17 protein-coding genes, 5 tRNA genes and 1 pseudogene are annotated in these 21,037 nt (G+C 45.6%); 4 read left to right on the top strand and 19 right to left on the bottom strand.

Annotation, left to right across the window (positions count from 1 at the left end):
- Positions 1-83: 83 nt before the first annotated feature.
- The 6 genes from rpoC to rplK form a co-directional block, all read right to left on the bottom strand.
- Complete coding sequence (gene rpoC, locus U0033_RS26125; protein WP_072360750.1) at positions 84-4,379, bottom strand: DNA-directed RNA polymerase subunit beta'; 4,296 nt, start codon at positions 4,377-4,379, stop codon at positions 84-86.
- Between the two features lie 126 nt (positions 4,380-4,505).
- Complete coding sequence (gene rpoB, locus U0033_RS26120; protein WP_072360748.1) at positions 4,506-8,315, bottom strand: DNA-directed RNA polymerase subunit beta; 3,810 nt, start codon at positions 8,313-8,315, stop codon at positions 4,506-4,508.
- Positions 8,316-8,564: 249 nt separating this feature from the next.
- A complete protein-coding gene (gene rplL / locus U0033_RS26115; RefSeq protein ID WP_072360746.1) occupies positions 8,565-8,933 on the bottom strand; it encodes a 50S ribosomal protein L7/L12 in 369 nt (122 codons plus the stop codon).
- A 101-nt stretch (positions 8,934-9,034) separates the two neighbouring features.
- Entirely contained in the window at positions 9,035-9,565 is a 531-nt protein-coding gene (rplJ, locus tag U0033_RS26110; RefSeq protein WP_072360744.1) for a 50S ribosomal protein L10, read from the bottom strand.
- A gap of 40 nt (positions 9,566-9,605) precedes the next feature.
- Positions 9,606-10,295: a 50S ribosomal protein L1 gene (rplA, locus tag U0033_RS26105; RefSeq protein ID WP_072360742.1), complete on the bottom strand. Its 690-nt coding sequence runs from the start codon at positions 10,293-10,295 to the stop codon at positions 9,606-9,608.
- Positions 10,296-10,341: 46 nt separating this feature from the next.
- Positions 10,342-10,785: a 50S ribosomal protein L11 gene (rplK, locus tag U0033_RS26100; RefSeq protein ID WP_072360740.1), complete on the bottom strand. Its 444-nt coding sequence runs from the start codon at positions 10,783-10,785 to the stop codon at positions 10,342-10,344.
- Positions 10,786-11,228: 443 nt separating this feature from the next.
- Here rplK and U0033_RS26095 point away from each other — a divergent pair, with 443 nt between their 5' ends.
- Positions 11,229-11,795: a DUF1579 domain-containing protein gene (locus U0033_RS26095; RefSeq protein ID WP_072360910.1), complete on the top strand. Its 567-nt coding sequence runs from the start codon at positions 11,229-11,231 to the stop codon at positions 11,793-11,795.
- 108 nt (positions 11,796-11,903) lie between these two features.
- On the opposite strand, the gene nusG is transcribed toward U0033_RS26095, so the two are convergent.
- The 12 genes and pseudogenes from nusG to rpsU form a co-directional block, all read right to left on the bottom strand.
- A complete protein-coding gene (gene nusG, locus U0033_RS26090; protein ID WP_072360736.1) occupies positions 11,904-12,494 on the bottom strand; it encodes a transcription termination/antitermination protein NusG in 591 nt (196 codons plus the stop codon).
- A gap of 2 nt (positions 12,495-12,496) precedes the next feature.
- Complete coding sequence (secE, locus tag U0033_RS26085; protein WP_072360733.1) at positions 12,497-12,688, bottom strand: preprotein translocase subunit SecE; 192 nt, start codon at positions 12,686-12,688, stop codon at positions 12,497-12,499.
- Positions 12,689-12,784: 96 nt separating this feature from the next.
- A tRNA-Trp gene (locus U0033_RS26080) sits at positions 12,785-12,855 on the bottom strand.
- A gap of 115 nt (positions 12,856-12,970) precedes the next feature.
- Entirely contained in the window at positions 12,971-14,158 is a 1,188-nt protein-coding gene (tuf, locus tag U0033_RS26075) for an elongation factor Tu (RefSeq protein ID WP_072360731.1), read from the bottom strand.
- A gap of 69 nt (positions 14,159-14,227) precedes the next feature.
- Positions 14,228-14,303 (bottom strand): annotated as a pseudogene (locus tag U0033_RS26070).
- Positions 14,304-14,339: 36 nt separating this feature from the next.
- Positions 14,340-14,411: transfer RNA gene (locus U0033_RS26065), tRNA-Thr, on the bottom strand.
- A gap of 184 nt (positions 14,412-14,595) precedes the next feature.
- A tRNA-Gly gene (locus U0033_RS26060) sits at positions 14,596-14,668 on the bottom strand.
- A 123-nt stretch (positions 14,669-14,791) separates the two neighbouring features.
- Positions 14,792-14,873: transfer RNA gene (locus U0033_RS26055), tRNA-Tyr, on the bottom strand.
- A gap of 82 nt (positions 14,874-14,955) precedes the next feature.
- A tRNA-Thr gene (locus tag U0033_RS26050) sits at positions 14,956-15,029 on the bottom strand.
- Positions 15,030-15,300: 271 nt separating this feature from the next.
- Positions 15,301-15,600, bottom strand: coding sequence for a ribosome hibernation-promoting factor, HPF/YfiA family (hpf, locus tag U0033_RS26045; protein WP_072360729.1), 300 nt, complete (start codon positions 15,598-15,600; stop codon positions 15,301-15,303).
- 274 nt (positions 15,601-15,874) lie between these two features.
- On the bottom strand, positions 15,875-16,816 hold the full coding sequence (locus tag U0033_RS26040) for a tyrosine-type recombinase/integrase (RefSeq protein WP_072360727.1): 942 nt from the start codon (positions 16,814-16,816) through the stop codon (positions 15,875-15,877).
- Positions 16,817-16,897: 81 nt separating this feature from the next.
- On the bottom strand, positions 16,898-17,095 hold the full coding sequence (rpsU, locus tag U0033_RS26035; protein ID WP_072360725.1) for a 30S ribosomal protein S21: 198 nt from the start codon (positions 17,093-17,095) through the stop codon (positions 16,898-16,900).
- Positions 17,096-17,222: 127 nt separating this feature from the next.
- Between rpsU and U0033_RS26030 the strand changes: the two genes are divergently transcribed.
- The 3 genes from U0033_RS26030 to U0033_RS26020 all read left to right on the top strand — a co-directional run bounded on the left by U0033_RS26030 (position 17,223) and on the right by U0033_RS26020 (position 19,711).
- Positions 17,223-17,810, top strand: coding sequence for a riboflavin synthase (locus U0033_RS26030; protein WP_072360723.1), 588 nt, complete (start codon positions 17,223-17,225; stop codon positions 17,808-17,810).
- An 18-nt stretch (positions 17,811-17,828) separates the two neighbouring features.
- Positions 17,829-18,827 carry an NAD(P)H-dependent flavin oxidoreductase gene (locus tag U0033_RS26025; RefSeq protein WP_072360722.1) on the top strand — a complete coding sequence of 333 codons (999 nt, stop codon included), beginning with the start codon at positions 17,829-17,831 and terminating at the stop codon, positions 18,825-18,827.
- A 248-nt stretch (positions 18,828-19,075) separates the two neighbouring features.
- Positions 19,076-19,711: a hypothetical protein gene (locus tag U0033_RS26020; protein WP_072360720.1), complete on the top strand. Its 636-nt coding sequence runs from the start codon at positions 19,076-19,078 to the stop codon at positions 19,709-19,711.
- Here the strand turns inward: U0033_RS26020 and U0033_RS26015 are convergent.
- Complete coding sequence (locus tag U0033_RS26015) at positions 19,700-21,037, bottom strand: DUF58 domain-containing protein (protein ID WP_072360718.1); 1,338 nt, start codon at positions 21,035-21,037, stop codon at positions 19,700-19,702. The two genes, U0033_RS26020 and U0033_RS26015, sit on opposite strands and share 12 nt — an antisense overlap.

Raw genomic sequence — 21,037 nt, 5'->3', positions numbered from 1 at the left:
CCTGAAAATTGCCCGAAAGTTACACGTAAAAAAAATGTCCCGTGCGTAGAGCCGGGACATTTTTTATAGTTTGAGCGTTTCGCTTATTCTTCTTCATCGAACTGGAACACTTCTTTAGAAGATGCCAGGATATCGTATTCTTCTTTGGAACCTACGATCATGTTTTCGAACTCACGTAAACCTGTACCTGCAGGGATCAGGTGACCTGTGATCACATTCTCCTTCAGACCCAGCATGTCATCTATCTTACCGTTGATGGCAGCAGAAGACAGTACCTTGGTAGTTTCCTGGAAGGACGCAGCAGAGATCCAGCTATGTGTACCCAGAGACGCCTTGGTAATACCTTGCAGCAGCGGGCTGGAAGTAGCTGGTTTCGCATCGCGGAACTCAACCAGTTTCCTGTCCGAACGGCGCAGCAGAGAGTTTTCTTCTCTTACCTGGCGCAGGGTAACAATCTGACCAGCTTTCAACACTGTTGACTCGCCAGCTTCTGTTACAACCTTCTTATCGAATATATGGTCGTTTTCTTCAAAGAATTCAAACTTATCAGTGGTATCTCCTTCGAGGAAGCGGGTATCGCCCGGATCTTCGATGTTCACCTTACGCATCATCTGGCGTACGATCACCTCAATATGCTTGTCGTTGATCTTCACACCCTGTAAGCGGTAAACCTCCTGAATCTCATTTACCAGGTATTCCTGTACAGCAAACGGACCCTTGATGGAGAGGATATCAGCCGGAGTGATAGAACCATCAGACAATGCAGTACCCGCTTTCACGAAGTCACCATCCTGTACCAGGATATGACGTGTCAATGGCACCAGGTATTTCTTGATCTGACCTTCGCGGCTTTCGATGATGATCTCACGGTTACCACGTTTGATGTTACCGAAAGCAACAACACCATCGATCTCAGATACGATAGCAGGGTTGCTTGGGTTACGTGCTTCAAACAGTTCAGTTACACGTGGCAGACCACCTGTGATATCTCTCAGTTTACCGAGGATACGTGGGATCTTCACGATTACCTGACCTGCTCTTACCGTTTCACCTTCTTCGATTACGATGTGGGAACCTACTGGTAAGTTATATGATTTCACTTCCTTGTTACCATCTACGAACAGGGAAGGGATCTTGTTCTTATCCTTGGTTTCGATAACCACTTTCTCACGGTGACCAGTCTGTTCGTCAGCCTCTTCACGGAAGGTGATACCTTCGATGATGCTATCAAAACGGATGTTACCAGCGATTTCAGATACGATAACGGCGTTGTATGGATCCCATGTACAGATTACATCACCTTTCACTACCTTCTGGCCATCTTTTACCAGCAGTGTAGAACCGTAAGGGATGTTGTTGGTGATCAGCAGACGATCGTTCTTCACGTCTACGATACGTAATTCACCTGTACGGCCAATTACCACCTGTACTTTTTCACCATCGTTGTTTTCGTATGTAGTAGTACGCAGACCATCGAATTGTACGGTACCTTCGAACTTAGCTTGCAGACCGGTATCTACAGATGTAGAACCAGCCACACCACCCACGTGGAAGGTACGCAGTGTCAGCTGAGTACCAGGCTCACCGATGGACTGAGCAGCGATGATACCTACTGCATCACCACGCTGAGTTGTATAACCGGTTGCCAGGTTCTTACCATAACACTTCACACACACACCTCTGCGGCTTTCGCAAGTCAGTACGGAACGGATCTCAACAGTGTCAATTGAACTGTGTTCGATACGGTGAGCGATATCCTCATCGATTATTCCACCTGCTTCCACGATCAGCTCTTCGGTATGAGGATCAAATACATCCTGCAGGGATGTACGGCCCAGGATACGATCGTATAATGGTTCTACGATTTCTTCATTGTCTTTCAGCGCTGAAGTAGCGATACCACGCAGTGTACCACAGTCTTCTTCGTTGATCACCACGTCCTGTGCAACGTCTACGAGACGACGGGTCAGATAACCAGCATCCGCTGTTTTCAACGCCGTATCCGCAAGACCTTTACGCGCACCGTGCGTAGAGATGAAGTATTCCAATACGTTCAGACCATCCTTAAAGTTGGACAGGATCGGGTTTTCGATGATCTCTGAACCGGTAGAACCACTCTTACGTGGCTTGGCCATCAATCCTCTCAGACCTGCCAGCTGCTTGATCTGCTGTTTGGAACCACGCGCACCGGAGTCAAGCATCATGTACACAGAGTTGAAGCCCTGCTTGTCATTCGCCAGCTCGCGGATCAGCGTTTCAGTTACCTTGGTATCCACACGAGACCAGATATCGATAATCTGGTTATAACGTTCGTTATTCGTGATCAGACCCATGTTATAGTTATCCCATACTTCGTCAACCTCGCTGGCTGCACCGTCAATCATCAGTTGTTTCACCTCAGGGATGATCAGGTCATTGATGTTGAAGGACAGACCACCACGGAACGCCGTACGGAAACCTAATTGCTTGATATCATCCAGGAACTTCGCAGTTTTCGGGATGTCAGTGTATTTGATGATGTCACCAATGATCTCACGCAGTGATTTCTTGGTCAGCAGTGCGTTTACATAACCAGCTTCTTTTGGAACGTGCTGGTTAAAGATCACACGACCTACTGTGGTTTCGATCAGTTTGTTTACGATCTCACCCTTATCGTTACGAACGTTTGCCTTTACGCGGATGTTAGCGTGCAGGTTCACTTTCTGTTCGTTATAAGCGATGATCACCTCTTCTGCAGAATAGAAGGCCATACCCTCACCTTCTACTTTTTCAGTAGGGGTAGATTTCTTACCCTTGGTGATGTAGTACAGACCAAGGACCATGTCCTGTGAAGGCAGGGTGATTGGTGTACCATTCTGTGGGTTGAGGATGTTATGTGAAGACAGCATCAGCAACTGTGCTTCCAGGACCGCAGCATTGCTCAACGGTACGTGTACCGCCATCTGGTCACCATCGAAATCCGCGTTGAACGCAGAACACACGAGCGGGTGCAGCTGGATCGCTTTACCTTCCACCAGTTTAGGCTGGAATGCCTGGATGGAGAGACGGTGCAGCGTTGGAGCACGGTTCAGCATCACCGGGTGTCCTTTCAGTACGTTTTCAAGGATATCCCAAACTACTGCTTCCTTCCTGTCTACCAGTTTCTTCGCAGATTTTACAGTCTTAACGATACCTCTTTCGATCAGCTTACGAATGATAAATGGTTTGAACAGCTCTGCCGCCATATCTTTTGGCAGACCACATTCATGCAGTTTCAGTTCAGGACCTACCACGATTACGGAACGACCGGAATAGTCAACACGTTTACCAAGCAAGTTCTGACGGAAACGACCTTGTTTACCTTTCAGTACATCGGAGAGAGATTTCAGTGCACGACCACCTTCCGCTTTCACCGCATTTGATTTACGGCTGTTATCGAAGAGGGAGTCAACCGCTTCCTGCAGCATACGTTTTTCGTTACGCAGGATCACCTCTGGTGCCTTGATCTCGATCAGGCGTTTCAGACGGTTGTTACGGATAATTACCCTGCGGTACAGATCGTTCAGGTCAGAAGACGCGAAACGACCACCGTCCAATGGAACTAACGGACGCAGTTCTGGTGGAACAACAGGGATATATTGCATGACCATCCATTCAGGACGGTTTTCAACACGACCATTTGCTTCACGGAAAGCTTCTACTACGCTCAGGCGTTTCAGGGCTTCCGCTTTACGTTGCTGGCTGGTTTCAGTTGCAGCCTGGTTACGCAGCTGGTAAGAAAGGCCATCCAGATCAATTCTGGCCAGCATCATTTCTACCGCTTCAGCACCCATCTTAGCGATGAACTTGTTAGGATCATCATCACTCAGCAGCTGGTTATCCTTTGGCAGGGTATCCAGGATGTCGAGATATTCTTCTTCGGTCAGGAGGTCACCATAATTCAGGCCTTTCTCCTGTTTAGCACCAGCCTGGATGATCACGTATCTTTCATAATACACGATAGTCTCCAGTTTCTTGGAGCTCATACCCAGCAGGTAACCGATCTTATTTGGAAGAGATTTAAAATACCAGATATGAACAACAGGTACAACCAGGCGGATGTGGCCCATTCTTTCGCGACGTACTTTCTTTTCAGTCACTTCCACACCACAACGGTCACATACGATACCCTTATAACGGATACGTTTGTATTTACCGCAGTAACACTCATAGTCCTTTACAGGGCCGAATATCCTTTCGCAGAACAAACCATCACGCTCCGGCTTATAAGTACGGTAGTTGATGGTTTCCGGCTTCAGCACTTCCCCATAGGAACGCTCCAGGATGCTATCCGGAGACGCCAGGCTAATGGTAATGCTATTAAAGTTTGATTTAGGACGATTTTCTTTCTTGATGGCCATTGTATGTTGTTTAAAGAAAATTCACATGGGAAAAAGAGTTCCGGCTTTACAAGCTGCAAGCCACAGGCCGCCTGCCCCTTTTAAGGACCGCTTCCTGCAGCTTGTAGCTATTTATAGCTTAAACTACTATTCAAATTTCAGATCCAGACCCAGACCGCGTAACTCATGAATCAATACGTTGAATGATTCAGGTACACCGGCTTTCGGAATGTTATCGCCTTTCACGATAGACTCATAAGCTTTGGCACGGCCTACAATGTCATCAGATTTAATGGTTAACAGCTCCTGCAGAATGTTGGACGCACCGTATGCTTCCAATGCCCACACCTCCATCTCACCAAAACGCTGACCACCGAACTGTGCCTTACCACCCAACGGCTGCTGGGTAATGAGGGAGTATGGTCCGATAGAACGGGCGTGCATCTTATCATCCACCATGTGGCTCAGCTTAAGCATGTAGATAACACCCACGGTAGCTTTCTGGTGGAAACGCTCACCGGTTTCGCCATCATACAGGTAAGTGTGGCCGAAGCTTGGCAGACCTGCATTATCAATATAACCTGCAATTTCTTCAGTAGTAGCACCATCAAAGATAGGAGTAGCGAATCTAATTCCCATCTTCAGACCAGCCCAGCCAAGTACAGTTTCGTAAATCTGACCCAGGTTCATACGGGAAGGTACCCCGAGTGGGTTCAGTACGATATCTACCGGTGTACCGTCTTCCAGGAATGGCATGTCTTCATCACGTACAATCTTGGCAACGATACCCTTGTTACCGTGACGACCCGCCATCTTATCACCCACTTTCAGCTTACGTTTGCTAGCCAGGTATACCTTAGCCAGTTTCAGTACGCCTGCTGGTAACTCATCACCAATGCTGATGTTGAACTTCTCACGTTTGTAACGTCCAAGTTCTTCATTGTACTTGATGTTATAGTTATGCAGCAGTGTGTTGATCTGATCGTTGGTTACATCATCTGTAGTCCAGCCCAGTGGGTTCACGTTCTGGAAGTCGATGTTTGCCAGGTTCTTGGAAGAGAACTTAGAGCCTTTGGAGATCAATACTTCACCGTAAGTGTTGGTAATACCCTGAGAAGTTTTATCCTTCAACAGTGTCAACAGCTTACTCATCAGCACTTCCAGCAGGTCTTCTTCGTTCTTCTGGTGTACTTTTTCCAATTTCTCCAGCGCCGCTTTTTCACGGGTCTTGGAGTTCTTATCTTTCTTAGCGCGGCTGAACAATTTCTTGTCAATCACCACACCTTCTGTGCTTGGAGGTGCCTTCAGGGAAGCATCTTTCGCATCGGAAGCCTTATCACCGAAGATCGCACGAAGCAGTTTTTCTTCAGGAGAAGGATCAGATTCACCACGAGGAGTGATCTTACCGATCAGGATGTCGCCTTCCTTGATGTGCGCACCTACACGGATGATACCGTTCTGATCCAGGTCTTTGGTTGCTTCCTCACTTACGTTTGGAATATCTGGTGTCAGTTCTTCTTCACCCAGTTTGGTGTCACGTACTTCCAGCTCATATTCATCAATGTGTATAGATGTGAAGAGGTCTTCACGGCCTACACGCTCAGAGATTACAATCGCATCCTCAAAGTTGTAACCCTTCCATGGCATGAACGCCACTTTCATGTTACGACCCAGAGCCAACTCACCACCGCGGGTTGCATAACCCTCAGTCAGGAAGTCACCGAATTCCAGCTGCTGTCCTTTCTTAACGGCAGGACGCAGGTTGATACAGGTGCTCTGGTTGGTTTTAACGAATTTTGTCAGGTGGTAGATCTTCAGATCATCTTCGAAAGATACCAGTTTCTGCATCTCGTCACGCTCGTAACGAACATGAATTTCATTGGCATCTACGAATTCTACCACACCACGACCCTCAGCAGTGATCTGCAAACGGGAGTCACGGGCTGCCTTTCCTTCCAGGCCAGTACCTACGATAGGCACCTGTGGATTGATCAGCGGTACTGCCTGACGTTGCATGTTTGATCCCATCAACGCACGGTTGGCATCATCATGCTCAAGGAACGGAATCAGGGAAGCACTCAGACCCACAATCTGGTTCGGAGCCACGTCCATGTATTCTACTTCCTCTCTGTCAAGGATTGGGAAGTCACCGGTTTCACGGGATTTCACCTTATCATTTATGAAGTTACCAACTTCGTCCAATGGTGCGTTTGCCTGCGCGATCTTCACACTATCCTCTTCTTCAGCGCTCAGGAACTTCACAGCATCCATATCAACTTTACCATTCTTTACCTTACGGTAAGGAGTTTCGATAAAGCCCATATCATTCACCTTAGCGTGTACGCAAAGGGTGGAGATCAGACCGATGTTTGGACCTTCCGGCGTTTCAATGGTACAGAGACGGCCGTAGTGGCTATAGTGTACGTCACGTACCTCGAAACCTGCTCTTTCACGACTCAGACCACCGGGGCCCAGCGCGGAGATACGACGCTTGTGCGTGATCTCAGACAGCGGGTTGGTTTGATCCAGGAACTGGCTCAACTGGCTGGTACCGAAGAAAGAGTTGATTACGGAAGACAGTGTCCTCGCGTTAATCAGGTCTACCGGTGTAAATACTTCATTATCACGAACGTTCATTCTTTCACGGATGGTACGGGCCATACGAGCCAGACCAACACCGAATTGAGCATATAGCTGCTCACCTACGGTACGTACACGACGGTTAGACAGGTGATCGATATCATCGATTTCCGCCTTGCTGTTTGTCAGCTGCACCAGGTACTTGATGATCGCGATAATGTCTTCTTTGGTCAGCACCTTCATGTCCAGTGGTGTAGGCAGACCCAGTTTCCTGTTGATCTTATAACGGCCTACATCTCCGAGATCATAACGCTTGTCAGAGAAGAATAATTTATCAATGATACCCCTTGCTGTTTCATCATCCGGCGCATCAGCACCGCGCAATTGACGGTAGATGTGCTGAACGGCTTCCAGCTCGGAGTTAGATGTATCTTTATTTAAAGTATTGTAGATGATGGAGAAGTCGCCACTTACCTCTTCTTTCTGCACAAATACACTCTTCACACCCATGTCAACGATCGTCTCAATGTTTGCTTCATCGAGGATGCTATCACGCTCCAGCACGATTTCGTTACGTTCGATGCTCACTACCTCACCGGTATCTTCATCTACGAAATCTTCTACCCAGCTTCTCAGTACACGGGCACCCAGTTTCTTACCTGCGTATTTATCAAGGCTCTTCTTGTCTGCTTTTACTTCATCAGCCATCCCGAACAGCTGCAGGATGTCCTTATCCGTTTCGTACCCGATAGCACGTAACAGCGTAGTTACGGGGAATTTCTTCTTACGGTCAATGTATGCATACATCACATTGTTGATGTCAGTTGCAAACTCCATCCACGCGCCCTTGAACGGGATCACCCTTGCAGAGTAGATCTTGGTACCGTTCGGGTGGATAGACTGACCGAAGAATACACCAGGAGAACGATGCAGCTGAGATACAACTACACGCTCGGCCCCATTGATCACGAAAGTACCTCTTGGAGTCATGTAGGGTATGTTCCCAAGGAACACGTCCTGCACAATCGTCTGGAAGTCTACGTGCTCCTCATCGTTACAGCTCAGGCGCAGTTTGGCCTTCAGCGGTACAGAATAAGTAAGCCCACGCTCAATACATTCCTCTATGGTATAACGCGGAGGGTCTACAAAGTAGTCCAGAAACTCCAGATTGAAGATATTGCGGGTATCTGTGATCGGGAAGTTCTCCTTGAATACTTTAAAAAGGCCTTCATTGTTACGCTTGTCTGGTGTGGTTTCTAACTGGAAGAAATCCTTGAAAGATTGAATTTGGATAGCCAACAGATCCGGTGTCTCAGTTACTTGTTTGATCTTTCCAAAGTTTATTCTTTCACTTGTTTGGGCTTTTTTTAGAGACATATTCGAAGTTAGCAGTTATATTAACTTATATAATATTGTGAGGTGTGGATCACAACATGAATCGGGGAAATTAAGGATTCTTTGCCAATTACCCTCAAAAATTTCTGTCTTCTCCTAATTGTCAAATCCACCGACCCGGTGATTTTCCCCTTTTGACGCTCCGAAAAAGACACTTTCCCAAAGGGAAGAAGGCCAAAAGTGCCAAAAAGCACTTTTGACCTTTATAAAGAGGTATTCTTAAGCAAAGAATTACTGAATTTCAACTTCAGCGCCAGCTTCAGTCAGCTTAGCTTTCAGATCTTCTGCTTCAGCCTTGCTAACACCAGCTTTCAGTTCCTTTGGAGCACCGTCTACCAGTTCCTTAGCTTCTTTCAGACCAAGACCAGTCAGATCCTTAACGATCTTAACTACGTTCAGTTTGCTAGCACCTGCAGATTTCAGGATAACATTGAAGGCAGTTTTTTCTTCTGCAGCAGCAGCTGGACCTTCAGAAGAAACAACAACTGCAGCAGCAGCTGGTTCGATACCATATTCGCTCTTCAGAACGTCTGCCAGTTCTTGTACTTCCTTAACAGTTAAACCTACTAATTGTTCGGCTAATGCTTTAACGTCTGCCATTGTATAATGTTTTTAAGAATTTGATAGTTAAATTGATGATTTATATTGTGACTTGGAAGCCATAATTTATTGGTTGTGAGTTTATTACACTCACTATCAGCTTATTCAGCTGCTGGAGCAACAGCTTCACCTGCGCCCTCTTTCTTTGCTTTCTCGAGCAAACCAGCGATAACACGCTTAGCAGGAGATTGCAACAGACCGATAACGTCTCCAATGAGTTCGTTCTTGGTCTTGATCTTAACCAGGTTAGCCAGTTGCGCATCGCCAGTGTAGATTTCATCACCTACGAATGCAGCTTTCAGCTCAGGTTTTTCAGTCTTCTTGTTATCCTTACGGAAAGAAGAGATGATCACTGCCGGTTCCTTTGGAGAATCAGAGAACATCAGGGCAGTTACACCATTCAGTGCATCATATACACCTGCATATTTCTCAGCATCCAGAGATTCCAGCGCTTTCTTAATGAGGGTGTTCTTAGCCACCTTCATTTCCACGTTCTTGTCAAAACAAACACGACGCAGAGAGTTAACCTGCTCAACAGTCAGAGACTCAGTGTTTGTGATGTAGAAGTTGCTATATTGAGAGAACTTACTTTTCAGCAGTTCAATCACTTCATTTTTTTGATCTTTGTTCATAGCTTTTCTCAGTTTGTCGATCTGCCAGCCGGCGAATCAGTTAGTTTTGAACAGATTTAGTGTCAACCGTGATGGCAGGGCTCATTGTGCTCGCCATAGCCAGGCCTTTCAGGTAAGTACCCTTAGCAGTAGCTGGTTTCAGCTTGATGATAGCGTTGATCAGCTCCTGAGAATTCTGTTCGATCTTTTCAGGTGCAAATGATACACGACCAATTGAAGCATGGATGATACCAGCCTTGTCTACCTTAAAGGTGATCTTACCACCTTTCACCTCGTTAACTGCAGCCGCTACATCGTTAGTAACAGTACCAGTCTTAGGGTTCGGCATCAGGTTACGTGGACCCAGGATCTTACCCAGCTTACCGATCTTAGGCATCACAGCAGGAGTTGCTACGATTACATCGATATCGGTCCAGCCAGCTTCAATCTTCTGGATATACTCGTCCAAACCAACGTGATCAGCTCCAGCTTCTTTCGCAGCAGCCTCTTTGTCAGGTGTGCAAAGTACCAGAACGCGTTTAGTTTTACCAGTACCGTGGGGAAGCGTTACGGAACCACGGATAGCCTGGTCTGCTTTCTTGGGATCAACGCCCAGACGGATATGTAAATCGACAGAGCTGTCGAACTTAGTGCAGTTAATGTCTTTTACAATTGTGGACGCCTCTTTCAGGGAGTAGATCTTGTTCTTGTCCACTTTTGTATCAGCTACTTTTCTTTTCTTAGTTGCCATTGCAAAATGTTTTAAAAAGTTAACCCGTTATACACAGGTGAAACAATTAGTTGCTCCACGGAGCGTTACCATCCACAGTAATACCCATAGAACGGGCAGTACCAGCTACCATCTTCATGGCGCTTTCTTTAGTGAAACAGTTCAGGTCAGCCATCTTATCTGTAGCGATAGCTTCTACCTGAGCCCAGGTAACTTTACCAACCTTGTTACGGTTTGGCTCTTTGGAACCACTCTGCAATTTGGCTGCTTCCAGCAACTGTACAGCTGCAGGAGGAGTCTTAATTACGAAATCAAAAGACTTGTCTGTGTAAACTGTCAGCAATACAGGCAATACCTTACCAGCTTTATCCTGGGTACGGGCATTGAACTGCTTACAGAACTCCATGATGTTCACACCCTTGGAACCCAAGGCAGGACCAATCGGAGGTGCAGGGTTGGCCGCGCCGCCTTTAACCTGCAATTTCACGTACGTAGCGATCTCTTTTGCCATTGTTTATTAATTTATTTGGTGAAACGTCTCGTCTCTTGCGAGACTCCCAAAGCTAAAAGGAGAAAAAAAATACCTTTTGAAGGGGATGCAAAGGTATATAATAATATAATAAATCACAAAAAGAATTTGCTTTCGGGCATCCTTTTTGCTATTATCATCTGTTTGGGGTTAAAATCTTACAATTCTATTGCAAAATTATTCCGGTATATGTTTTATATAGGGAAGGCTAACAAAGAGTTCCGGCACCCTCTATCGCAAATCTAATGGAATTTTACTGAATTCCTAACCCTCACCACATAATTTTATTGTTGCCCCTGCCTTCAACCTTCTACTCACCTGCCTTGTTATTCCTTTATATCAGTTTCATTTTCCCCAAAATGCCCGCTGGTATCACTTACTGTTCTGCAATCACCCATTCTCTTAATATTAAAATCCACCAAACGATGAAACGTCTGTTGCTAATTTGCTTTCCCATCCTCGCCGCCGCCCCCATCTTTGCACAAGATCAGGGCGCCCAGAAAGCCTGGATGGACTATATGACCCCGGGGGAAATTCACCAGATGCTCGCCCACTCCAACGGCACCTGGACCTACGAAACGACCTTCTGGATGGCCCCCGGCGCCCCACCCTCCAAATCTACCGGCGTCACCGAAAATAAAATGATCCTCGGCGGCCGGTACCAGGAATCCGTACACAAAGGAAATATGGAAGGCATGGAATTCGAAGGCCATGGCCTCCTCGCCTACGACAACGGCAAAAAGATCTTCCAGAATGCATGGGTAGACAACATGGGCACCGGTATCATGATGCTCGAAGGTACCTGGAACGATGCCACACACGCCCTCACCCTCACCGGCAAAGCATATGACCCCATGGCAGGAAAAGATATCGAAATGAAAGAAGTCATTACCATCCAGGACGATGACCACCATACAATGGAAATGTACTACACCGGCAAAGACGGGAAAGAAGTCAAAAGCATGGAAATTCACCTGACAAGAAAGAAGTAATGAATGAGGGGCTGACCTAAGAGCCTGTTTTGACTTTTTAGTTCAGCCCCCTATCAACAAAAAAAGCCGCCCCTTCCGGAACGGCTCCTATTAAAAAACCTAAATTCTTTAGCTTATTTTTTCTACCTGCATGAAGTTCAGCTCTACTGGAGTAGCGCGGCCGAAGATCTTCACAGTCACTTTCAGTTTCTTCTTATCTTCGATCACTTCTTCGATAATACCATTAAAGTCATTGAATGGTCCATCGATGATCTTGATAGTTTCTCCGACGATGAAAGGTTCGCTCATGGTCAGTCCTGAATCAGACAGTTCATCAACTTTACCTAACATTTTATTTACTTCAGCTTTACGCAGGGCGATTGGCTTTTCTTTACCAAGGAAGTGAATAACACCGGAAACGTTACGGATGGATTGGATCACCTCATCGGTCATTTTACCATCTATAGCTTCGATCATCACATAACCAGGATAAAAATTCTTTTCGCGCATTACTTTCTTACCGGCCTGTACTTTATAAACTTTCTCAACAGGTAAGAAGATCTGTGTGATTACATTTCCCCAATCGGAACGACGCACCTCAATATCCAGGTATTCTTTTACCTTCTTTTCTTTTCCACTTACCACTCTCAGTACATACCATTTGGTATCCTGAGTCGGAACATTTGTTTCTTCTGCAGGGTTATTGGATGCTTCAATCATTATTAGAACATTTTATAGTACTGTGATAACACCACGTTTGACAGGGCATCCATACCCCATACAATGAGGGTAATCACCACAGTAGCGATCAGAACAATCATTGTTGAGGATTGCAGTTCCTGCCAGGTAGGCCAGGATACTTTATGCACCAGTTCATGATAGGATTCCCGGAAGTAATTTCTGAGCTTGTTCATTGGTTTAAAATTAACCGTTTGAAAACATGAAAGGTGAAAAGTGAATGGCGAATGAAATTCACAATTCACCTTTCACTTTTCACCAATTTTACACTGCACGGGCACAAGGATTCGAACCCTGATCAAAGGTTTTGGAGACCTCTATTCTACCATTGAACTATGCCCGTGTATAAAGCCATTAGCAGTTTGCTTATATAAAGACCGAAACCGAATTTACTAAAAAATCTGATTAACGGCTAGCTATTTGCGAATTGCTAATGGCTTTTATGCTGAAAAAAGTGATTACTTAACGATTTCAGTAACCTGACCAGCACCTACGGTACGTCCACCTTCGCGGATAGCGAATTTCAGACCTTTTTCCATAGCGATTGGAGCGATCAGTTTAACAGTCAGACCGATGTTATCACCAGGCATAACCATTTCAACACCAGCTGGCAGTTCAACCTCACCAGTTACATCCGTAGTACGGAAGTAGAACTGAGGGCGATACTTCTGGAAGAATGGAGTATGACGGCCACCTTCTTCTTTGCTCAGTACGTATACTTCACATTTGAATTCAGTGTGCGGAGTGATAGTACCTGGTTTAGTGATAACCATACCACGACGGATATCTTTCTTTTCAATACCACGCAGCAGCAGACCAGCGTTGTCACCAGCTTCACCTTCGTCGAGCAGTTTCTTGAACATTTCAACACCGGTACAAGTAGAAGTCAGTGGTTTTTCGATCAGACCAACGATTTCAACTGGTTCACCAACCTTGATTTTACCACGTTCGATACGACCGGTTGCAACGGTACCACGACCTGTGATAGAGAATACGTCTTCTACAGACATCAGGAACGGCAAATCAACCGGACGAGGAGGCAGAGGAATGTATTCATCTACAGCAGTCATCAGCTCTTCTACAGCAGCAACCCATTTCTCTTCACCAGCCAGCGCACCTGTAGCGGAACCCTTGATGATTGGAGTGTTGTCACCATCGTAGTTATATTTGCTCAGCAACTCGCGGATTTCCAGTTCTACCAGTTCCAGCAGTTCAGGATCATCTACCAGGTCAACTTTGTTCATGAAAACAACGATACGAGGTACACCTACCTGACGAGCGAGCAGGATGTGTTCTTTAGTTTGTGGCATTGGACCATCTGTAGCAGCAACCACCAGGATAGCACCGTCCATCTGCGCAGCACCAGTGATCATGTTCTTCACATAGTCAGCGTGACCTGGACAGTCTACGTGAGCATAGTGACGATTAGCAGTCTGGTATTCTACGTGTGCAGTGTTGATGGTAATACCTCTTTCCTTTTCTTCAGGTGCGGCATCGATCTCATCATATCCTTTCTTCTCAGCCAGACCCTTGCTTGCCAAAATATTTGTAATGGCAGCAGTTAAGGTAGTTTTACCGTGGTCAACGTGGCCGATGGTACCAATGTTTACGTGGGGTTTATCCCGCTTAAAGGTTTCTTTTGCCATTGTATTTTTTTTAGATGGTTTGTAAAGATTGTATTGATTGTGTTTTGTTAAAACGGTTTTACAAACTTGTACCGCTGATGAGAATTGAACTCATGACCATTACCGGCACAATTACCGGAAACCGCTCTTCCACTGAGCTACAACGAAATGTTGGATTCCGGACTATAAATGAATCCGCTTGAGCTGTTGAAGAGAATTGAACTCTCGACCTCTTCCTTACCAAGGAAGTGCTCTACCCCTGAGCTACAACAGCATTGTAATTACTTGCAAAGAACTTTATATCGCCCACCAGTCTTCCAGTTCCCTTCGAAACCAGTCTGAACGACGAACAATATTCATAAAGCTTTGGAGATTTTTTACCTGAACGGAACCAGTGTAATATTTCTGCAAAACTTTCCGCCCAAGGTTATCACGAAGCAAATTCGTAATTAACTATGAGCGGGAGACGAGGTTCGAACCCGCGACCTACAGCTTGGAAGGCTGTCGCTCTACCAACTGAGCTACTCCCGCATTTGTTAAAATAATATCAGAAAGAACTCATTGAATTGTCATGTCGCTCTCACTTTTCAGCCCCTCTTCTTAACAAAACTGTTCCGCCATTGCTATGGGCAAAGGCGGAACATTTGCACTTTGTGGGCAGGACAGGATTCGAACCTGTGAAGACGTAGTCAGCGGATTTACAGTCCGCCCCATTTGGCCGCTCTGGAACCTGCCCATTCTTTACTCCCGAAATACCTTACAAACCCTTCATCCGTTGCGGGACTCGTATTATTTTGTTTGCTTCGGAATTTCTCCGGAGCCACCAGAGGGATTCGAACCCCCGACCCACTGATTACAAATCAGTAGCTCTGGCCAACTGAGCTATGGTGGCATACCAAGTATATATCTGGTGTACTTATCTTAAGTGCTTCTTTCGCTGCTTTAGTAGCATCTCAGTCGCTTCGTTAAGAGGGTGCAAAAATAATAGTATTTTGTAACTTTCAAAATCTTTTTTTTCAGCACCCGTACTTTTTTTAGTACCTGATCGTTTGGGCTTAAATGCCCTACAGTAAAGAACTTTACTACCTTTGCCCGATCCCTTTTTTGTTTCGGGATGGCAAAGGTAGTAAACAGATTATTAATTCCAAAATATTTTTAAGGTTTTACTGAATTTTTTTCTCCTTAGTACGCTTAATCTGGTTAACGACGGAGTCAAAGGCGAGGTCAAAAGATTCTTCGAAGGATTTGCTTTCGTGCTTTACAAATAAGTCCTGGCGCGGAATGTGCACTTTTATCTCAGCTACTTTATCCTTAACCTGATGGGCTATTCCATCCAACTTTAAAAAAACTTCCACGCTGATGATCCTGTCATAAAAAGTGTTGAGCTTTGCTATTTTTTTGCTCACATGATCAATCAATTTGGAATCCGCATCAAAATGCACAGTTTGAATTTGAACGTTCATAGCACTAATTTTTTTTTAGTTATAACAATCTTGTACATGCTCGTAACATTACGTCATAGGCTTTCAATCAATTTTTTTAATGGCATGAGAGTGTACTGACTAATGAAAAACAACATACAAAGAACTCATTACTAATTTAGTGAATTAAGTGATTATTATCATAACCATTTAGTAATATTTTGTTAATATATAAATGCAGGAAAATCGAAAAAGGATTCATTGCATTTACCCCGGGCAAAAGATGCAGGCCGCCTTTGAATGGGAGAATGCAGACCTAGCCTTTCGGGTGCGCCTTCTTATACGCTTCCTTCAGCTTTTCTATCGTATTATGCGTATACACCTGCGTCGAAGCCAGGCTCGCATGGCCCAATAACTCCTTCACGGCATTTAAATCCGCCCCATTATTCATTAAATGTGTTGCAAATGTGTGCCGCAGTGTATGCGGACTTTTCTCACTGATCGTCGTAATCCCGTGCGCTGAGAGATAATGCCGCACCACCCGGTAAACATACTTTGGATATAATTTACGACCCGATTCCGGATGTACAAGTAACACATCCATATCAAATTCCGCCAGCTCCCGCTTCTTAGCATCCCTATATTCGTTCATTAGAGTAGCCAAAAGCGGGCTTATCGGTATGATCCGCTCCTTCCCCCCCTTCCCCATTACTTTAATCGTTAATCGGGATATATCTGCATTTACTGACTTCAATTCTATTAACTCTGACAATCGGATCCCCGTATGATACAATAACTCAAATATCATCCGATGCGTCTTCCCCGCCAGATCATCTCCAAAAATAACCTGATCCTCCCTCCCCTTCCGCATGCTCCGATTATCCTCAATCGCCTGCATCCCCTTTTCCTCAATAAAATGAGGTAAGCGGCTACCTGATTTAGGCGCCGTCACTTTCGTCATAGGGGTCTGGGTAATTTCCCCCTGCCGTAATGCGTATTTGAATAATGATTTGAGTGTAGAAACTTTCCGGTTAACAGTCTTCGCAATCATCCCTTCCTCCATCAATCCTGCCAGCCAGGTACGGACATGCAAATGCGATATGCCTGATAAGGACACATCGCCATATTGAGATCGTATAAAAGTGAAAAACTGGATAAGATCCTGCTGATAAGCAACAACTGTATGCGCTGAATAGCGCTTTTCAAGCTGTATATAAGCCAGGAAACGGTCTACTACCGGGGGTAATACTTCGCTCACACAAAAAAATTGATGATTGTAAAGTTACGAAAACCTTACAATCATCACATATTTTGCGTTGGAATTATCCGTAATCAGGTATTAAGCATCAAATTTACCTGTAGCCAGCTGCTGTTTGTAAACAGCTTTCAGCACTTGGGTACGACGCTTAACAGAAGGTTTAGTGAAAGATTGACGGCCTCTCAGCTGTAACAGTATACGCGCTTTCTCAAATTTCTTTTTGTACTTCTTGAGCGCCTTGTCAATATTTTCGCAATCTTTAGAATCGATAATTAACATATAAATACCTCTTTTTTTCAGGAAGGCAAAGATAAATCAATTAATTCAAAAAAAACAAACTAAACTTTGAATTTTATGCCTGCCTTCCGTCACCTCACTCCTCCACTTTTTTCCATAATTTCGTTTCATGTTTACAGGAATAATTGAATCATTAGGCGAAGTTATCACTACCAAACAGGAAGGTAGCAATATGGTCATCACCGTCCGCTCCTCCCTCACTCCGGAATTAAAAGTAGACCAAAGCATCGCCCACAATGGGGTTTGCCTTACAGTTACCCATATTGACAAGGACATCTACCAGATCGTAGCCGTCGCTGAAACCCTCCAGAAAAGCAATATCGGCCTGCTCAGCCCAGGTCAGCAGGTAAACCTGGAAAGAGCCATGGTATTTAATGGCCGCATCGACGGACACATCGTACAAGGCCACGTAGACGCCACCGGCGAATGCATTTCCTGCACCCCGCAAAACGGCAGCTGGGAATACCGCTTCCGCTTCCCTGCACAGTTCGCCGGCCTCATCGTGGAAAAAGGCTCCATCTGCCTCAATGGTATCAGCCTCACTGTTTTCAACGTGACCAACACCGAATTCAGCATCGCTGTCATTCCATATACCTACGAACACACCAATATATCAGCTGTCCAAGCCGGCAGTATCATTAACCTGGAATTCGATATCCTGGGTAAATACGTCGCACGGCAGAAAACGGTCAGTTAGGCCAATAAAAACGCACGTATGAAATTAACCTCCACCCTGGGCATCCGATACCCGGTGATCATGGCCCCCATGTTTCTGGTAAGTAACGAAGCTATGGTCAGATCCGCTATGGAACAAGGTATCGCAGGCACCTTCCCCTCCCTCAATTACCGCCACGAAGGAGAACTGAAAGATGTACTCGACCAGCTGAACCAACACCATTCCCTGCACCCGCAAGGTACCTATGGCGTGAACCTCATCGTTCAAAAAACGAACCCGCTCTACGCCAAACACCTTCAGATCTGTGCCGATGCCAAAGTACCCCTCTACATTACCTCCCTCGGCAGCCCTAAAGAAGTCATTGCCGCCGCCCATAGCTATGGCGCAAAAGTACTCTGCGATGTGACTAACCTGGCCCATGCCGAAAAAGCAGCACAGGCAGGCTGCGATGGCTTTATCGCCGTTACCGCAGGTGCCGGTGGCCATGCCGGCCCCTACCCCATGCACGTGCTCATCCCCTCCCTGCAAACCCATTTTCCCGGTAAACTGCTCGTGGCCGCCGGTGGCATCGCCCACGGCAACCAGATAGCCAGTGCCCTCCTGCTGGGCGCCGATGGCGTATCTATAGGCACCCGGTTTATTGCCAGCCACGAAGCCTCCGTCAGCGATGAATACAAAAACGCCATCCTCCAATACGGCATGGACGACATCGTACTCACCGAACGCCTCTCCGGTACCCCCTGCAATATCATCAATACCCCCACCGCCCGGAAAATAGGATATAAACAAAACTGGTTCGAAAAACTACTCAATAACAATTCCCGTACCCGCAAATACTTCAAAATGCTCGTTCAGCTCCGGGGAATGAAAAAACTGGAACAAGCCGTAAAACCCGGTAATTATCAACAATTATGGTCCGCCGGCCAGAGCGTTGAACTCGTTAATGAAATTAGTAGCGTCGCCGAAATCGTGCATACCCTGGTGAACGAAACCAGGATCGCCCTGAACTCCGGGAAAGATATCAGCACCAACTTCTAATCTTCCATCTACATTCCTGCTTAAGTCTACCCTTTGCCCATGTTGACAAGGGCTAAGATTCGCTCGCTCTTCATCACTTCTCCGCCACCAATTCGTCACTTGTATATCACCTCTATATCCAAAGGATAATGAGGTGATATACAGGTGTACTTATAATGTATTTATAATGAACTACATGAACAAAAGACGCACTATAGACTACCCAGATCCTTCTCAATGTTTGGAACGATTTTTTATACCTTTCTCCTATGAAATCATTCCTGACCATCTTATTTACCAGCCTTAGCTCCCTAGCCCTCTGCCAGCAAAAGGAAGTCAAAGCCATCAAAGCCATCTACGATTCCAGCTCCCTGCCCGAACTTTATAACAAAATTCCCATTGGCCTCTCCATCTCCTACGCCAACGGCGAGGTAAGGAATACCCCCGGGTTCCTGCGCGGCAATTACAACTGGAACCGTATCAAAGTCGTTCCCAGCAGCGGTACCTTCCAAAATGGCTACCTCCTGCTGGACAGAAAAGCCCTGATCTCACAGAACTATACCATCCACCTGACCATTACAGGCACAGAGATCCCACAGTCTATGACTGCAGACATATTACTCCCCAAACTGGAGAGCATCCGGTTTCACCACTATGCCGACAGCCTGAAACGGGGCTTCCGCTATTATTTAAATGTTGAAGGAATCTATAGCTCAGGTAAGATATTTCCGCTGGATACCAGCGCCCTGAGCTTCGAAGTAAGTGAGGGAAAATTATTAGGGCAGGACCTGCTGATTAACAACAATGAAACTTCCATACAATCCATCAATGCAACAGCTACCTACAAAAATGATGAGCGCCTGAAAGCACTCACCACTATCCCGGTAAAAAAATTAAATGAGTGAGCGTGATTTCAGCTCCAGGTATTTGTTGATCAGGTGCAAACTCAATTGCTGCGGCGTTGTCAACAGCGAAAGAATTCCGTATTGTGCCAGTTCACGCACCATCTGCTTCTTTTCATAAGCAAATTTCTGCGCTATCACCTGCCTGTATATGTCTTCGACTTCTATAGCCGTATCCTGGGTAATTTTCTTCAATTCCGTATTCTCAAAGAATACCACCAGCAGTAAATGGTACTTTGACAGGCGGCGTAAATAAGGCAACTGCCTGTGTAAGGCGGATAAAGATTCAAAATTGGTAAACAACACAAGCAGGGACCGCTGGTTCAATTGACTACGCAATGTAATCACCAGTTTTTCATAATCACTCTCCTGCCACTGCGTTTCCTGTGCATACAGGGTATCCAGAATCTTATTCAGCTGTACTTTCTTACTACTCGCCGGCAATACGTCTACCTGCTGTTCCATCAGGGTTACCAGGCCTGCCTTATCTCCTTTTTGTAAGGCAATATTGCTGAACACCAGCGATGAGTTGACCGCATAATCCAGTAATGTCATGCCCTCAAAAGGCATCTTCATCGCCCTGCCTTTATCAAGTATACAATAGATCTGCTGTGACTTCTCCTCCACATAGTTATTCACCATCAATCCCCCCCTGCGGGCAGTCGCTTTCCAGTTCACCCTTCTTACATCATCCCCTCTCACATATTCCTTGATGTGATCAAACTCCATGCTCTGGCCAATCATCTTCTTTTTATGTACCCCCATTTCTCCCACACGATCATCGAATGTATACAACTCGTAATTGCGTAACTGCAAAAATGAAGGATATACTTTCACCGTCTCCTCATTCTCTTTCACAATACGCCTTTGCACAAATCCAATCGGGCTTTTCACAAATGAATTGGTATAACCAAACCGGTACTCTCCTCTCTCCACCGGGCGTAATATGTATTCCACTACTTTTGCCTCCCCGGGTTTCACCATTGTTTTCCGCCTGAAATCTCTCAGCTGGAACTGCAGCGGTAATTCTTCGATAATAGTTACGAATACAGGAAAATTGAAATTGTTCTTCACATGCAACCGAACCGTGTTGTCATCGCCGTTACTGAAGCGCTGCGACATCTCCCTGCTTACAGGAAATGGATCACTGCCTGCTGTAAAAAGGAAGAACAGGTCTACCAGCAACAATAATCCCAACCCTGCTGCGAGGAACAAGGCTATGGGATACAGCAGCGGGAAAAAATAAGCCAGTATAAAAAACAGTGCCAGTGCACCAATAATCGTATACAGGCGGGTAGTAAAGAATAATGCCAGATATGTTTTCTTCAT

Origin of the sequence: Chitinophaga sancti (assembly GCF_034424315.1) — a bacterium.
Taxonomy (GTDB): Bacteria; Bacteroidota; Bacteroidia; order Chitinophagales; family Chitinophagaceae; genus Chitinophaga; species Chitinophaga sancti.
Note: the sequence above shows the minus strand (reverse complement) of the source record. Positions and strands in the feature narration are given on the sequence as shown.

Bases quoted from the DNA above. Each gene is read 5' to 3' on its own strand.
- U0033_RS26025 (WP_072360722.1), top strand. From the start codon at position 17,829: ATGAAATTAACCTCCACCCTGGGCATCCGATACCCGGTGATCATGGCC.
- rpoB (WP_072360748.1), bottom strand. From the start codon at position 8,315: ATGTCTCTAAAAAAAGCCCAAACAAGTGAAAGAATAAACTTTGGAAAG.
- nusG (WP_072360736.1), bottom strand. From the start codon at position 12,494: ATGATTGAAGCATCCAATAACCCTGCAGAAGAAACAAATGTTCCGACT.
- U0033_RS26030 (WP_072360723.1), top strand. From the start codon at position 17,223: ATGTTTACAGGAATAATTGAATCATTAGGCGAAGTTATCACTACCAAA.
- U0033_RS26015 (WP_072360718.1), bottom strand. From the start codon at position 21,037: ATGAAGAAAACATATCTGGCATTATTCTTTACTACCCGCCTGTATACG.
- rpoC (WP_072360750.1), bottom strand. From the start codon at position 4,379: ATGGCCATCAAGAAAGAAAATCGTCCTAAATCAAACTTTAATAGCATT.
- tuf (WP_072360731.1), bottom strand. From the start codon at position 14,158: ATGGCAAAAGAAACCTTTAAGCGGGATAAACCCCACGTAAACATTGGT.
- secE (WP_072360733.1), bottom strand. From the start codon at position 12,688: ATGAACAAGCTCAGAAATTACTTCCGGGAATCCTATCATGAACTGGTG.
- rplA (WP_072360742.1), bottom strand. From the start codon at position 10,295: ATGGCAACTAAGAAAAGAAAAGTAGCTGATACAAAAGTGGACAAGAAC.
- U0033_RS26020 (WP_072360720.1), top strand. From the start codon at position 19,076: ATGAAATCATTCCTGACCATCTTATTTACCAGCCTTAGCTCCCTAGCC.
- U0033_RS26095 (WP_072360910.1), top strand. From the start codon at position 11,229: ATGAAACGTCTGTTGCTAATTTGCTTTCCCATCCTCGCCGCCGCCCCC.
- hpf (WP_072360729.1), bottom strand. From the start codon at position 15,600: ATGAACGTTCAAATTCAAACTGTGCATTTTGATGCGGATTCCAAATTG.
- rplL (WP_072360746.1), bottom strand. From the start codon at position 8,933: ATGGCAGACGTTAAAGCATTAGCCGAACAATTAGTAGGTTTAACTGTT.
- rpsU (WP_072360725.1), bottom strand. From the start codon at position 17,095: ATGTTAATTATCGATTCTAAAGATTGCGAAAATATTGACAAGGCGCTC.
- rplJ (WP_072360744.1), bottom strand. From the start codon at position 9,565: ATGAACAAAGATCAAAAAAATGAAGTGATTGAACTGCTGAAAAGTAAG.
- rplK (WP_072360740.1), bottom strand. From the start codon at position 10,785: ATGGCAAAAGAGATCGCTACGTACGTGAAATTGCAGGTTAAAGGCGGC.